Origin of the sequence: Mesorhizobium sp. M2A.F.Ca.ET.039.01.1.1, assembly GCF_003998035.1 — a bacterium.
Lineage (GTDB): Bacteria > Pseudomonadota > Alphaproteobacteria > Rhizobiales > Rhizobiaceae > Mesorhizobium.
The window spans coordinates 1-13,636 of record NZ_RZRY01000104.1; the positions used below are offsets into that span (position 1 = coordinate 1).

Genomic DNA, 13,636 nt, shown 5'->3' on the forward strand with positions numbered 1-13,636 from the left:
TTTCTCGCGCTCGACCAGCGTCATTGCCGGGGAGGGCACGGCGATGGAGCGCGACTATGAATTCTCCTCGCGCCAGCATTTCGCCGACCTCGACGCGCCGGAAGAGATCGGCCGCAAGGCCGGCGAACGCGCCGTGCGCCGCCTCGGCGCCCGCAAGGCGGCGACCGGCCCGGTCGATGTGGTGTTCGATCCGCGCGTCGCGCGCGGCATCGCCGGCCATCTCGCCGGCGCCATCAACGGCGCGTCGGTCGCCCGCAAGACCAGCTTCCTGCGCGACATGATGGGCAATCAAGTGGCCTCGGCCGCGATCACCGTCACCGACGAACCTTTGCGCCGGCGGGGACAGGCCTCGCGCCCGTTCGACGGCGAAGGCGTCGAGGGCGGGAAGCTGCTGATGGTCGAGAAGGGCATCTTGAACCACTGGTTCCTGTCGACCTCGGCCGCGCGCGAGCTCGGTCTCGTCACAAATGGACGCGGCTCCCGCAGCGGCTCGTCGGTCTCGCCGTCCTCGACCAATCTCGCCATCGAGCCCGGCGAGCATTCGCCGGACGACTTGATCGCGTCGCTGAAGCGCGGCTTTTACGTCACCGAGGTGTTCGGTCAGGGCGTCGACATGGTGACCGGAGAATACAGCCGCGGCGCCTCCGGCTACTGGATCGAGAACGGCGCGCTGGCCTATCCGGTGGCCGAGGTGACGATCGCCTCCAACCTGAAGACCATGTTCCTCAACATGGTGCCGGCGAGCGACCTCGACCGCAATTTCGGCACGGCTGCCCCGACGCTCCTGATCGAAGGGATGACCCTTGCCGGCGCTTGACCAACTGACATCGAGCGAGGCTGGCGACGACCTTGCATTGCTGCGCGAAGCCGCCCGCGAAGCCGGCGCCATCGCCATGGGCTATTTCGGCAACAACCCGCAGGTGTGGATGAAGGGCGGCACCTCGCCGGTGAGCGAGGCCGACCATGCGGCGGACGCCTATCTTCGCGAGACCTTGCTCAATGCGCGTCCCGATTATGGCTGGCTGTCGGAAGAGACCGCCGATGACCACGCCAGGCTGTCGGCCCGCCGCACCTTCGTCGTCGACCCGATCGACGGCACGCGCGGCTTTCTCGACGGTCTGCATTCCTGGTGCGTCAGCGTCGCCGTGGTCGAGGACGGCCGCTCGCTCGCCGGCGTGCTCGAATGCCCGGCCAAGCATGAGACCTACTGGGCGCTGCCGGGCGAGGGCGCCTATCTCAACGACAAGCGCATCCATGTGCGTCCGCTGGGTCAGAGCGTCGATATCGGCGGACCCAAGACGCTGGTCGACCTGATGCCGGAAGTCTGGCACGACAGGCTGCGGCGGGCCGCCTACATCCCCTCGCTTGCCTATAGGCTGGCGATGATCGCCGCCGGCAAGCTCGATGCGGCCTTCGTCAAGCCGAATGCGCATGACTGGGACATCGCCGCCGCCGATCTCATCCTCGCCGAGGCTGGCGGCGCACTGCTTGATCGCGCCGGCAAGCCGCCGCGCTATGCCGGCGAGGTGATCAATCACGGCGCGCTTGCCGCCGGCAGCGGTGAACTGCTCGGCGTGCTCGCCGGTGTAATTGCCCGCATTGACCAAGGGTGAGTCGGCCCACAGTTCCAAAATCGTCTGCTTTGGGCTAAACGTTTCACAAAATTCATGAATCTGCGAAGGATCGGCATGGCCGTGGAAGACGGAAAGAAACAGCTTTTGCACCTGGTTTTCGGTGGAGAGCTGAAAAAGCTGGGTGGAACCGAGTTTCGTGACCTGGACGCGCTCGACATCGTCGGAATCTACCCCGACTATCATTCGGCGCACACTGCGTGGAAGGCGAAGGCGCAGGCCAGTGTCGACAATGCCCATATGCGTTATTTCGTTGTTCATCTGCACCGTCTGCTCGATCCAGAAACAAAGGTCGGCGGTTGACGTCGATGGAGCATGAAGCGGTGAAAGGCGCGACCAGGCGGCGCGCTGCCAGACGCGGCGGAACGCGTACGCTGTGGCGGCGCATCCGCGAGCCGTTGGCGCAGTCGAGTTTCGTCAAGAATTTCATCGCCAGCCTGTTCGCCTGGTTCCTGCGGCTGATTCGCCTCACCAGCCCGCTTGTCGAAGGCTCGACGAAGGTTGCCGGCGGCGCTTATGCGCATCTCGAGCCCGGCATCATCGCGCTCTGGCACGGCCAGCAACTCCTGACCCCTGCCTATTACCCCAAGGGCCGGCCGCTGGTCGCCATGGTCTCGCGCAGCGCCGACGCCGAGCTCCAGGCACTGATGCTCGAGAAATTCGGCATCGAGGCGGTGCGCGGTTCCGGCGGCCGCAACAGCTCGAACCATCTCGACAAGGGCGGCGCCAAGGCCTTGATCGCGCTCAAGAGGTCGCTCGTGATCGGCAAGAACGTCGCCATGATCGCCGACATTCCGAACGGCAAGCCGCGCGAGGCCGGGCTTGGCATCGTTCTTCTGGCCAGGCTTTCCGGCCGGCCGATCCTGCCCTCGGCCATCGCCACCAGTCGCCGCAAGGTGCTTGAGAGGAGTTGGGACAAGACCACCATAAACCTGCCTTTCGGGCGCTCCGCGGTTATCGTAGGCCCCCCGGTCTTCGTGCCGGCCGATGCCGACGATGCCGAGATGGAGCGCAAGCGCCAGGAGGTCACCGCCTCCCTCAACGCCGCGACGGCCGAGGCCTATCGCCTCGTGGATGGCGGCAAATGAGCGAGCGCTGGGCGCGTGCGGCCCTGACCGCCTACCGCTATGCGGGGGCGGCCGCCTATCCGCTGATCGGTCCTTATGTCGCCTGGCGCGCCTCGCGCGGCAAGGAAGATCGCGCCCGGCGCCGCGAGCGCTACGGCGTCGCCGGCCGGCCCCGGCCGGAAGGGCCGGTGATCTGGATCCATGCGGCAAGCGTCGGCGAGACGATCGCGGTGGTGCCACTGGTCGAGAGCATCCTCGACTACGGCGTCAACGTCGTCCTGACCACCGGCACCGTGACTTCGGCCAAGGTCGCCGACGAGCGCCTCGGCAGCCGCATCATCCACCAATATGTGCCGCTCGATCTCAAGCCCGCGGTAAGCCGTTTCCTCGATCACTGGCGGCCGGAACTGGCGATCATCGCCGAATCGGAAATCTGGCCGATGACCATCCTGGAACTCGGCGCCCGCAATGTGCCGCAGGTTCTGGTCAACGGCCGGCTGTCGGACCGCTCCTTCACGTCGTGGAAGAAGCGCGCAAGCGTTGCCGAGGCGCTGTTCGAGAATCTCGCCCATGTCATCGCCCAATCGGATGTCGACGGCGAGCGGTTCCGCGCGCTCGGCGCCCGGCCGGTCACGGTTTCCGGCAATCTCAAGGTCGACACCAACCCGCCGCCGGTTGATGAGCGGGCCCTGGCCACCCTGCAGCGCCAGATCGGCGATCGCCCCACCTGGGCGGCGATCTCGACCCATGACGGCGAAGAGGTCGTGGCCGCCGAGGTCCATGCCAGCCTGCACAGGCGCCATCATGGGCTTTTGACCATCATCGTGCCGCGTCATCCCGACCGCGCCGACGCGCTTGCCGCGCAGATTTCCGGCATGGGCCTGACGGTGGCACGGCGCAGCAAGGGTGACCGCATCTCGCACGATACCGATATCCTTCTGGGCGATACGATCGGTGAGATGGGGCTTTACCTGAGGCTGACCGAGATCGCTTTCGTCGGCCGTTCGCTGACCTCGGAAGGCGGCCAGAACCCGCTCGAGCCGGCAATGCTCGAAACCGCGGTGCTTGCCGGCCGCAACGTCCAGAATTTCCGCGAGGCCTATCAGCGCCTGCTCGACAGCGGCGGCGCCAAGCTTGTGCGCGACCGCGACATGCTGACCGGCGCGGTCAATTTCCTTTTGACCAACGAGGTGGCGCGCCACGAAATGATCGCGGCGGGTGCCGCCACCGTCGACGAGATGCGCGGCGCGCTCGCCCGGACGCTGAAATCTCTGGAGCCCTATATCCAGCCGCTGGTCGTCAAGGCGCGCCTGAAAGGCGCCAACGGTCGATGAGATGACCTGCGAGGCGCCGCCCTTCTGGTGGGAAAAGCCGGACTGGCGCGTGCTCGCTCTGTCGCCGGTGTCGGCTGCCTACGGCATGGTTGCCGGCCGCCGCATGCGGCATGCCCCGCGCGAGAAGGTCGACGCGCCGGTATTGTGCGTCGGCAACCTGACGGTCGGCGGCAGCGGCAAGACGCCGGTCGCTATCGCCCTGGCGAGGCAAGCCAAGCGTATGCAGCTCACGCCGGGCTTCCTGTCGCGCGGCCATGGCGGTTCGTTTGCCAAGCCGCATGTCGTCGATGCGCATCACGACGCCGCCAAGCATGTCGGCGACGAGCCGCTGCTTCTGGCCGAACACGCGCCGGTGGCGGTGACGGCGAACCGCGCCGCGGGCGCAAAACTGCTCATCGAGGGACATGGCTGCGATTTCCTGATCATGGATGACGGCTTCCAGTCGGCGCGCATCCATATCGACTATGCGCTGGTCGTGGTAGACGCCCGCTTCGGCGTCGGAAACGGCCACGTCATTCCGGGTGGACCGCTCCGCGCCAAGATCGTCGACCAGCTGGTCTTCACCAGCGGCTTGCTGAAGATGGGCGAGGGCGCCGCCGCCGACGGCGTCGTGCGCCAGGCGGCGCGTGCCGGCCGGCCGATCTTCCTGGCGCATGTCGAGCCGGCGGATCCGTCACGCTTCGCCGGCGGCCGGTTCCTGGCCTTCGCCGGCATCGGCCATCCGGAGAAATTCTTCGACACGGTGCGCGGAGCGGGCGGTGAAGTCGCGCTTTCGCGCGCCTTTCCGGACCATCATTTCTACGCCCAGGACGAGCTTGCCGACCTTCTGGCGCTCGCCCGGCAGGAGGGGCTGCGCCTGGTCACCACGGCGAAGGACGCCGCGCGGCTGCGCCACGGCGAGGTGCCCGCCGGTTTCCTCGATCAACTGGACGTGCTCGACATCGAGGCCGTGTTCGAGCTCGATCACGTGCCTGAACGCATCATCGGCGAGACGCTCGACGCCTGGCGTCAGCGCAAGATGCGTGGCTGAGTTTTGCGGCGCGCCTGGTTGATCCGGTGCCCTGCCGTCAGTTGATAAGCCCACGGAAATAGCGGACTGTCTCGCCAAGCCCGTCTTCGAGGGCAACACGAGGGGACCAGTCCAGCGCCGAACGCGCCAGGCCTATATCGGGCTGGCGCTGTTGGGGATCGTCTTCGGGGAGGGGCTTGAACTCGATCTTCGACTTGCCGCCGACGATGCCCAGCACCAGCTCGGCCAGCTCGAGGATCGTGACTTCCGTCGGGTTTCCGATGTTGACGGGCCCGACGAAATCGTCGGGCGTCGCCATCATCCGGGCCATCGCATCCACCAGGTCGTCGACATAGCAGAAACTGCGGGTGTGGCTTCCGTCGCCGTAGATGGTTATGGGGTCTTTGCGCAATGCCTGAACGATGAAATTGCTGACCACGCGCTCATCCGAAGGGTGCATGCGAGGTCCATATGTATTGAAGATGCGCACCACCTTGATCGGCAGTTGCGACCGGCGCCGATAGTCGAAGAACAGTGCTTCGGCGCATCTTTTGCCTTCATCGTAGCAACTGCGCGGGCCAATCGGGTTGACATGGCCCCAATAGGCCTCGGTCTGGGGATGGACTTGCGGATCGCCATAGACCTCGGACGTCGACGCCTGGAGGATTCTGGCGCCCGAAGCGCATGCAAGGTCGAGCATGTTGATGGCGCCATAGACGCAAGCCTTTGTCGTCTCGATTGGAATGCGCTGGTAGTGAACAGGCGAGGCGGGGCAAGCGAGATTGAAGATCTCATCGGCCTCGGCCTGAAGCGGCACGGTGACGTCGTGCCTCAGCAGGCTGAACCGCGCATTGTTTGACAGGTGACGGATGTTCTCATCCGAACCAGTCAAGAAATTGTCGAGGCATATTACTTCATGGCCGCTTGCCAGCAACAGGTCGCATAAATGCGAACCAATAAAGCCGGCACCGCCGGTCACCAGAGCCTTCACGGCAAATCCCCCATACCCACGGCATTGTCTATAACCGCAGAGTCACGGACCTGTCACGTGCGTTGGAAGAAGGGTTTTTCGTCGCGACGATCGATTGTTGCCGGCACTCGGCCAGGAACCTGTATGGGCTGGCCCGGGTGAATGGCGCCGGCCGTGAAGCCGCGACAGGCCAAGTTGCAGGTTGCCTCAGCGCTGACGCTGCATCGCCTCGAGGATGGTCTCGTCGCGCTCGACATTGAGCTTGCTTTCGAAGTCGAAATGCCAATCCCTGTCGCGCGGCGTGGAAGTCGAGGCGTCGCCGCGCCGGATCTTCTGGTCGAGGTCGGCGAGCGATCGCGACCAATAGTGATTGATCCTCAATATATCGAGCTTGGGAGGCATACCGGGCACGATGGTCCGTCGATCAGTGTCCACCCCTTCACCGAACAGGAATTTCGACTGATGGACGCCAGGCCTGTAGACCATGCGAGGGTTGAGGATAGTCTTGACCGTCGTGATGTTCGGCCCGGCTCGCATCGTAAAGGCCTCGACCAGTGGTCTTTCCGGTCGCTCGACATGGCCGGAAGAGCCATAGAACGCCTGCCAGACGCAAACGCCTGGAAGGTCGCGATAGTCCCTGAGAACCGAGGGCACGTCACGTCCGTCGGGCGCGAAAAGAAACTCATCGATGTCGAAGAATCCGATCCACAATGCTTCACGCCAGCGCCTGCGGATGCAGTCCCTATAAGCCGACAGCTGTCCCACCGGCCGCGGCCAGTCGACCAACGTAACCAGCCCTTGCTGGATGAACGGGTCCAATACGGCTTTGAAGTCGTCGGTCGAGAAGTTGTTGTAGAGATAGAAATGCTCAAATCCCACACCCTGGTGGAACCTGATCCATTCGGCCAGAAACGGCGCTTCTTCACGGAAGATGGCGCAGGCCGCCAGCTTAAACCGTGGGGCTTTCGATACCGCCCGATCGCGCATTCTCGCACGCATGATAAGCGGCATGCGAAGAAAGGTCTTGAGAGACTTTTTGAAGTTTTTCAATTCGGTAGCCTAGGCGCAATCGAGGTGACTGTCACGGCGTCGTGAACTCGCCCGGCCTATCACCGTTTGCGCAGCTCCGGGTGCATCTCGATCTCGCGGGCAAGCGAGACCGCCGCGTTCACATAGGGCTCTTGCCGGGCGACGCTCCAATATTTGAGCTCGTCGAGCGGAATGTTCTCGCCCGTCACCGCGCAGCGCACGAACGAGCCCGGACTGGTGACCTGGAAGTCGCCGTCGAGATAGCGGATCCGGGCTTCCCTGCCGCCCGGGCCTTCGAAACGGTTCATCATGAAAGGACGCTTGCGTTCATCTGGGTTTCAATCGCCACAAATCGCAAGCAACGTCAAGCTTGACGCAATGCTCATCCGGTATGGCTGAGCGTCAAAATAGTTTCCGGAAGCCGGCATGGACATCACCTCGACCCGCTTGAACGCACTGATCGGTGAAGCGCTTACCCCGCAGCCGGCGCCTTCGCCCAAGGCCGATCCTGCGGTGGCGGCTTTGATCAAGACGCTGGTCCAGCCGCCGGCGCCCTCGACGGGGCAGGCGGCGCAAATCGCGGCCCAGTCGCTGCAAAGCGCGCAGCCGCGCCCTGCCGCCCAGGCATCGCAGCGCCTGTCGTCCGCAGAGGTCGAGGATGCTTACCGCGCCGTGATGGAGCCCGATGCCGTCACCGACGCCTCGCCGGCAAGACCCTCGATGGGCAGGGCGGCGACGGATGCCGATCAGGCTCCGCGCGGCTTCGCCTCACCGCAGGCAGCGGTTGCAGACAATGTGTCCAGGCCCGCGGTTGCGCCGGCATTGTCCACATTTTCGCCGGCCGTCGCCTCCGCCGCGGTGCTGGTAGCAGCCAACGCCAACGCGCCGCAGCCTCGGGGCGCCGCGATCCGCCCGGCTGGTCACGCGCCGCGATCGGAATCCGCGCCGATATCCCTTTGGACGATCTCGGTTGTCACGGCCATCGTCTCGGCGGTGACGGCAACGATCATGGTCCTGCTGCTTCGCTAGAGCAATTCCAGGAAAAGTGTGAACGGTTTTCCGCCCGAAGGAGATGGGCATTTCACCGTTTTCGTGAAACGGTGAATGCCCTAGACGTCATCCTGAAGGAAAGCTTCGAGCTTTTCCCGAGCAAGCCCCGCCTGTTCGGCGATGCGCCCGGCCAGATCTGCCGCCGCCGCGCGCGGCCGGCCGACCGGACGGTCCATCCAATAGGACACTGGATTGAGCGCAACGCGCTCATCGACGGCAACGATACGGCCGGACCGGAGCTGGTCCGCGGTCAGCGGCGGCCGCGCCAGCGCAATGCCCAGCCCATGCGCCGCCGCGTCCAGAACCAGATTGTAATCCTCGAAACGCCGGTCCTGCGGACGGGGGCGGTAATCGATGTCTTGCGCGGCGAGCCATGCACGCCATCCGGATGCATCGGAATCGTTGATCAGCGGGTACTTCAGCAGCCGCGCAGGGTCGCCCCGTCCGATCTCCTTGGCGAGCTCCGGCGAGGCGATGGGGAAAATCTGCTCCTCGAAAAGCTGCACCGAGACGCGGCCCGGGATGCGGCCGCGCCCGCAGCGCACCGAAAGGTCGATGCCTTCGTCGGCAAGGTCGGCCTGGCGATTGTCGACATCGAGCACGATGCGCAACTTGGTCGGATGGTTTTCCAATGCGGCCATGCGCGGCATCAGCCATAATCCGCTCACCGAGGGGATCGAGGCCAGCCGCACCACGGCCGTGCCGCGCGGCTCGACCCAGCGGTCGGAATTGACCGAAATCAGCGCGAAGGCCTCTGTGGTGCGAAGATGCAGGCGATTGCCCTCGATGGTCAGCGACACGCCGCGCGCATTGCGCTCGAACACTTTCAAGCCGAGCCAGTCCTCGAGCTTGGCAATCTGGCGACTCACCGCGCCATGGGTGAGGTTGAGTTTTTCGGCCGCCGCGGAAAAACTCCCCGTGCGCGCCGCGGCATCGAAGGCGCGCAAGGTTTCCAACGGCAGTATCTGATCCGAGCTGTGATCCATGCTCACAGCTGACCCTCGATTTGCTCGTTTGTCAATCGGCCGGCAATGGCGTTTTCTGCGTCCATGGCACCAAAACACGAGGGTACGGCAATGAGTGCTTACACCGGCACGTTGAATGAGACACAGCGCATGGACGGCACCGCGGCCGTCGCGGTGGCGCTTACGGTGCTTGGCTGGGCTTCGGCGTTCCCGGCGATCCGCGCCGGCCTTACCTCCTTCCAGCCGCTGGAGCTCGGCGCGCTGCGCTTTGCCATCGCTGCGGTCCCGGCCGCCATATTTCTCGCGGTGAAGCGCCCGGCGCTGCCCAGGATCGGCGAGCTGTGGCGCTTCGCCTTTGGCGGCGCCATCTTCGTCGCGCTCTACACCGCCATGCTCAATTTCGGCGAGCTCACGGTCTCGGCGGGTGCGGCCGGCTTCATCATCAATGTCAGCCCGATCTTCACCGCAATCATGGCCATGGCCCTGCTCGGCGAGCGGTTCTCAGGCATCGCCTGGCTGGGCACGGTCATTTCCTTCGCTGGCATCGGCATCATCGCGGTGGCCGACGGACATGGCCTGCATTTCAATACCGGCGCGCTGCTGGTGCTGGGCTCGGCGCTTTGCTCGGCCGTCAACACGATCGTCCAGAAGCCGCTCTTTGCCCGCCATCATCCGCTGACGATATCCGCCTCCAACATGGTGCTCGGCGCGCTCTGCCTGTCGCCATTCCTGACGGAAGCGTTTTCGCAGGCGGCGGTCGCCGACACTGCCGGTCTCGGCGCCGTCATCTATCTCGGCATTGTGCCCTCGTTGATCGCCTATGCGGCCTGGGCGACCGCGCTGTCGCGCCTGCCTGCCGCCCGCGCCTCGAACTTCCTCTATCTGGTCTCGCCGACCTCCGCTTTGATCGGCTTCTTCTGGCTGGGCGAAGTGCCGTCGCTGCTCGGCATCCTCGGCGGCGCGCTGGCTCTGGGCGGCGTGATCGTGGTGAATTTGAAGCGGTAAATCAAAAGGTTGAAGTCATTTCCTGACTCAAGAAAAGAGCCGCTTCGAGCGGCTCTTTTCTTGCCCCCTCATCCGGCCGCTTCGCGGCCACCTTCTCCCCATGGGAGAAGAGATTGGCGCCGGCGCCGACAATCTCCTCTCCCCACCGGGGAGAGGTCAGCCGAGCGCAGCGGAGGCTGGGTGAGGGGCCGTGGCGCACTCACCGCCTTCCAAACAGCCGTTCGATATCGGCCAGCTTGAGCTCGATATAGGTCGGTCGGCCGTGGTTGCAGGTGCCGGAGCCGGGCGTCGCCTCCATCTGGCGCAGCAGCGCGTTCATTTCCTCGGCCTTGAGCAGCCGGCCCGAGCGGACGGAACCATGGCAGGCCATGGTCGCGGCGATCTTGTCCAGCCGTTCCTTCAGCGTCTCGACGGTGTCGTTGTCGGCGATCTCGTCGGCAAGGTCGCGCACCAGCTGCTGCACATTGGTCTCGCCCAGCATCGAAGGCGTCTCGCGCACCGCCACCGCGCCGGGGCCGAAGCGCTCCAGGCCGAGGCCGAATTTGGCCAGCGTCTCGGAGTGCATCGCCAGCCGCTCGGCGTCTTCCTCCGGCAGATCGACGATCTCGGGCAAAAGCAGCATCTGCGACGGGACAGCGCGCGAATGCAGGGCGTTCTTCAGCGCCTCATAGACCAGCCGCTCATGCGCGGCATGCTGGTCGACGATGACGAGCGAATCCCTGGTCTGCGCGACGATATAATTCTCATGCACCTGCGCGCGCGCCGCGCCCAGCACCATGCCGAGCAGCGCCTCGGCCGGCTCGGCGACGCCGGCGCGGGCATCGGCGCTGGCGAGCGGGCCGGTGTCGAACGCCGCCTGGTCGTTCTCCGCAAAGCCATTGCGCTGATGCCCCGCCTCGCCATAGCCCATATCGAGCGGCCGCTGCGCCGAACGCAACGGGTCGAAGCCTCCGGAGTTGGAGGCGTGATAGGCGGCCTCGTAGCTGCGATGGCCGCCCGCCGGGCCGGGGTGGGAATAGGCTGCGGCCCCAGGCCGAAATGCCGCCATCATGCCGGCGGCGCCTGTCGTCGCCGCGCGGATGCCGGCGCCGGCCAGCGCGTCGCGGATGGCGCCGACGATCAGCCCGCGCACCAGTCCCGGATCGCGGAAGCGTACATCGGCCTTGGCCGGATGGACATTGACGTCGACCGTCGAGGGATCGAGCGACAGGAAGAGCACCGTCACCGCGTGCCGGTCGCGCGGCAGCACATCGGCGAAGGCGCCGCGGATCGCGCCGGCGATCAGCTTGTCGCGCACCGGACGTCCGTTGACATAGGCATATTGCTGCAGCGCGTTGGCGCGCGTGTAGGACGGGATCGAGACATGGCCGGCCAGATGCACGCCGTCACGCATGGCATCGATGGCAATGGCATTGTCCGGGAAATCCTTGCCCATCACCTGCGCCACGCGGGCGAGCTGGCCTTCCGGCGTGTCGCTCGTCGCCGGCAGTTCTAAGGTCGAGCGGTCTGAACCGGCCAGCGTGAAGCGCACGGCCGGGAAAGCGATCGCGATGCGCTTCACCACGTCGCTGGTGGCCGAGCTTTCAGCGCGTTCGCCCTTCATGAATTTCAGCCTGGCCGGCGTCGCGAAGAAGAGGTCGCGCACCTCGACCGTGGTGCCGCGGTTGGCCGCCGCCGGCTTCACCGGTAAGACGCGCCCGCCGTCGATCCCGATCTCGGCCGCGCTCTCGCCTGACGCCGTGCGCGAACGGATCGACAGTCGCGCCACCGAGCCGATCGAGGGCAGCGCCTCGCCGCGAAAGCCCAGCGAGCGGATGTCGTGGATGTCATTGGAAAGCTTCGAGGTGCAGTGGCGGGCAATGGCCAGCGCGAGTTCCTGTTCGGGGATACCCGAGCCGTCATCGGTGACGCGGATCAGGTTCAGCCCGCCGCCGGCGGTGACGATCTCCACGCGCGACGCGCCAGCGTCGAGCGCATTCTCGACCAGCTCCTTCACCACGCTCGCCGGACGCTCGATGACCTCGCCGGCGGCGATCTGGTTGATCATCGTTTCGGAAAGCTGACGGATGGGCATCCGGTGATTATAGGCGGATTCGAGTGCGCTGCGGATAGGCCAATTGCATCAAACCGCCGCCGTCACCCAAATCAGCCAGGAGTAACCACCTGCCGCAGATCCACGCCATCCGGCAGCCGAACGTTCCGGGTCAGCTTTGCGATATCCTTCCACCCCTTCTTTCCCAGGATCTGAACCTTTTGAGCTAGAAGCTGTGTCTTGCAGTGCTCACAGCCGAGAAGATCAGATCCTACCAAGACCGTGCCCAAAGCGGGTTTGCGGACTTTCGGGTTGCCTTTCATCAAATCCGCGAAGGGCCTGCTGTCGACAGGGTGCTGAAAAAGTGTGTCGTAATATTTCGCGAACTGCCCATGGTCTGGAAACATCTGGCCGGTTTTGGTTATTTTCCTGAGGTATCGACTGCATTTCCAGCACGTCGGATAGGTTTGCAGCATGAAAAAGACGAAAAATCCTCCCAGGATGAAGCCTATGAAATCGATCACTGCTAACCAGTAGCCAAAGTCGCCAACCTCGCCACTGTCGATATGGCCGCCATGTCCAGCCTTGAGATGCATCGACCTTAGATAGGTATCGAGATAATCCCAAAAACCAATGGCGTCAGAAGCCATAGTGCCGTCGTCCAGGACCAATGAGCGATATTCGCCATAGTAGATGACCAATTGCGCCGCAGCTGTCACAATGAGAATTTGGACGAGAAGAAACCATGTGGGTCGGGTGTGAAAAAACAGGCTGCCAAAATAATAGCCCGAGGCTGCAGCCACCCCGGTCAACACTGCTCCAGCCGGAATGACCACCCAGAAACTGAACGAGAAAACGTTGAAGCCTGTTAGGTTGTTGACGACTATTACTGCCAGAACAACCATCACAAACGTGATTAGACCAGACACAGCCACGCCGAAATTGCCGCTAAGTTTCGCGATCATCATTATCCCCCCCAAAATCCGGTACGCAGTTAGTACACCTGGAACGCCTACCAGTGATAGAGGGAACTTTCGGATACAATCAGTTTTCACGCCTGCGCCACCAGCCAGTCCCTGACCTTGCGCGCATTGTCGCTGAGATCGCGGTTCTTCGGCCAGATGACGTGGAAGCCGATGCCGGTCCGCATCACGTGATCGGTCACCGGCACCAGCAGCCCGGATGCCACAAGACGTTCGACCAGGTGCCGCCAGCCGAGCGAGATGCCTTGCCCTTCCATCACCGCCTGGATCACCAGCGCATAGTCGTTGATGCGCAGGCCGCGCTCGGCATTGCGCAGGCTGGTTCCGGCCGAAGCGAACCATTCGTCCCAGGTCGGGGCCTCGCGATAGGGTTCTTCTAGATGAATCAGCCGGTGCGTGGCCAGTTCCTCGACCGTCCTCGGCTTGCCGAACCTGGCGAGATAGCTGGGGCCGGCGACTGGGAAGATTTCTTCATCGGAGAGCGACAGCGAGTGATAATCCGGCCAGTCGCGCGGCACGCCGCCGCGCACGCCCAGCGGAATCCCCTCGGCGATGATGTCG

Annotated in this window: 15 protein-coding genes; 8 read left to right on the plus strand and 7 right to left on the minus strand. The window is 64.3% G+C overall.

Going from position 1 to position 13,636, the window contains the following annotated elements; translation table 11 throughout:
- From EOA24_RS11070 to lpxK, 6 genes are all read left to right on the plus strand, one after another.
- Positions 1-817 (plus strand): metallopeptidase TldD-related protein (locus EOA24_RS11070; RefSeq protein ID WP_133374495.1); only part of this gene is annotated, 817 nt, incomplete at its 5' end.
- Positions 804-1,613: a 3'(2'),5'-bisphosphate nucleotidase CysQ gene (locus EOA24_RS11075; protein WP_126083132.1), complete on the plus strand. Its 810-nt coding sequence runs from the start codon at positions 804-806 to the stop codon at positions 1,611-1,613. The genes EOA24_RS11070 and EOA24_RS11075, both read left to right, overlap by 14 nt.
- Before the next feature lie 75 nt (positions 1,614-1,688).
- Positions 1,689-1,934, plus strand: a complete 246-nt coding sequence (locus EOA24_RS11080; protein WP_126083131.1) for a DUF4170 domain-containing protein — start codon at positions 1,689-1,691, stop codon at positions 1,932-1,934.
- A gap of 5 nt (positions 1,935-1,939) precedes the next feature.
- Positions 1,940-2,719 carry a lysophospholipid acyltransferase family protein gene (locus EOA24_RS11085; protein WP_126083130.1) on the plus strand — a complete coding sequence of 260 codons (780 nt, stop codon included), beginning with the start codon at positions 1,940-1,942 and terminating at the stop codon, positions 2,717-2,719.
- Positions 2,716-4,032 carry a lipid IV(A) 3-deoxy-D-manno-octulosonic acid transferase gene (gene waaA / locus EOA24_RS11090; protein WP_126083129.1) on the plus strand — a complete coding sequence of 439 codons (1,317 nt, stop codon included), beginning with the start codon at positions 2,716-2,718 and terminating at the stop codon, positions 4,030-4,032. The genes EOA24_RS11085 and waaA overlap by 4 nt, the downstream gene beginning before the upstream one ends.
- 1 nt (position 4,033) lies before the next feature.
- Entirely contained in the window at positions 4,034-5,062 is a 1,029-nt protein-coding gene (gene lpxK / locus EOA24_RS11095; RefSeq protein WP_127409793.1) for a tetraacyldisaccharide 4'-kinase, read from the plus strand.
- A gap of 37 nt (positions 5,063-5,099) precedes the next feature.
- Here the strand turns inward: lpxK and EOA24_RS11100 are convergent, their stop codons facing one another.
- The 3 genes from EOA24_RS11100 to EOA24_RS11110 form a co-directional block, all read right to left on the minus strand.
- Positions 5,100-6,023 (minus strand): UDP-glucuronic acid decarboxylase family protein, encoded by a 924-nt coding sequence (locus EOA24_RS11100; RefSeq protein ID WP_245491048.1) that lies wholly within the window; start codon positions 6,021-6,023, stop codon positions 5,100-5,102.
- Positions 6,024-6,218: 195 nt separating this feature from the next.
- A complete protein-coding gene (locus EOA24_RS11105; protein ID WP_245467094.1) occupies positions 6,219-6,998 on the minus strand; it encodes a glycosyltransferase family 92 protein in 780 nt (259 codons plus the stop codon).
- Positions 6,999-7,120: 122 nt separating this feature from the next.
- The gene (locus EOA24_RS11110) at positions 7,121-7,351 is read right to left on the minus strand and encodes a DUF2093 domain-containing protein (RefSeq protein WP_126061281.1); all 231 of its coding nucleotides are present in this window, start codon (positions 7,349-7,351) and stop codon (positions 7,121-7,123) included.
- A gap of 115 nt (positions 7,352-7,466) precedes the next feature.
- On the opposite strand from EOA24_RS11110, the gene EOA24_RS11115 reads away from it, so the two are divergent.
- A complete protein-coding gene (locus EOA24_RS11115; RefSeq protein ID WP_126083125.1) occupies positions 7,467-8,069 on the plus strand; it encodes a hypothetical protein in 603 nt (200 codons plus the stop codon).
- Between the two features lie 80 nt (positions 8,070-8,149).
- Here the strand turns inward: EOA24_RS11115 and EOA24_RS11120 are convergent, their stop codons facing one another.
- Complete coding sequence (locus EOA24_RS11120; RefSeq protein WP_126083124.1) at positions 8,150-9,076, minus strand: LysR substrate-binding domain-containing protein; 927 nt, start codon at positions 9,074-9,076, stop codon at positions 8,150-8,152.
- A 90-nt stretch (positions 9,077-9,166) separates the two neighbouring features.
- Here EOA24_RS11120 and EOA24_RS11125 point away from each other — a divergent pair, with 90 nt between their 5' ends.
- On the plus strand, positions 9,167-10,060 hold the full coding sequence (locus EOA24_RS11125; protein ID WP_126083123.1) for a DMT family transporter: 894 nt from the start codon (positions 9,167-9,169) through the stop codon (positions 10,058-10,060).
- A 199-nt stretch (positions 10,061-10,259) separates the two neighbouring features.
- Here the strand turns inward: EOA24_RS11125 and mutL are convergent, their stop codons facing one another.
- The 3 genes from mutL to EOA24_RS11140 form a co-directional block, all read right to left on the minus strand.
- The gene (gene mutL / locus EOA24_RS11130) at positions 10,260-12,134 is read right to left on the minus strand and encodes a DNA mismatch repair endonuclease MutL (RefSeq protein WP_126083122.1); all 1,875 of its coding nucleotides are present in this window, start codon (positions 12,132-12,134) and stop codon (positions 10,260-10,262) included.
- A gap of 71 nt (positions 12,135-12,205) precedes the next feature.
- Positions 12,206-13,060 carry a hypothetical protein gene (locus EOA24_RS11135; RefSeq protein ID WP_127257492.1) on the minus strand — a complete coding sequence of 285 codons (855 nt, stop codon included), beginning with the start codon at positions 13,058-13,060 and terminating at the stop codon, positions 12,206-12,208.
- An 83-nt stretch (positions 13,061-13,143) separates the two neighbouring features.
- Positions 13,144-13,636, minus strand: a 493-nt coding sequence (locus EOA24_RS11140) for a LysR substrate-binding domain-containing protein (protein WP_245501782.1), incomplete at its 5' end; no start/stop codon positions are given.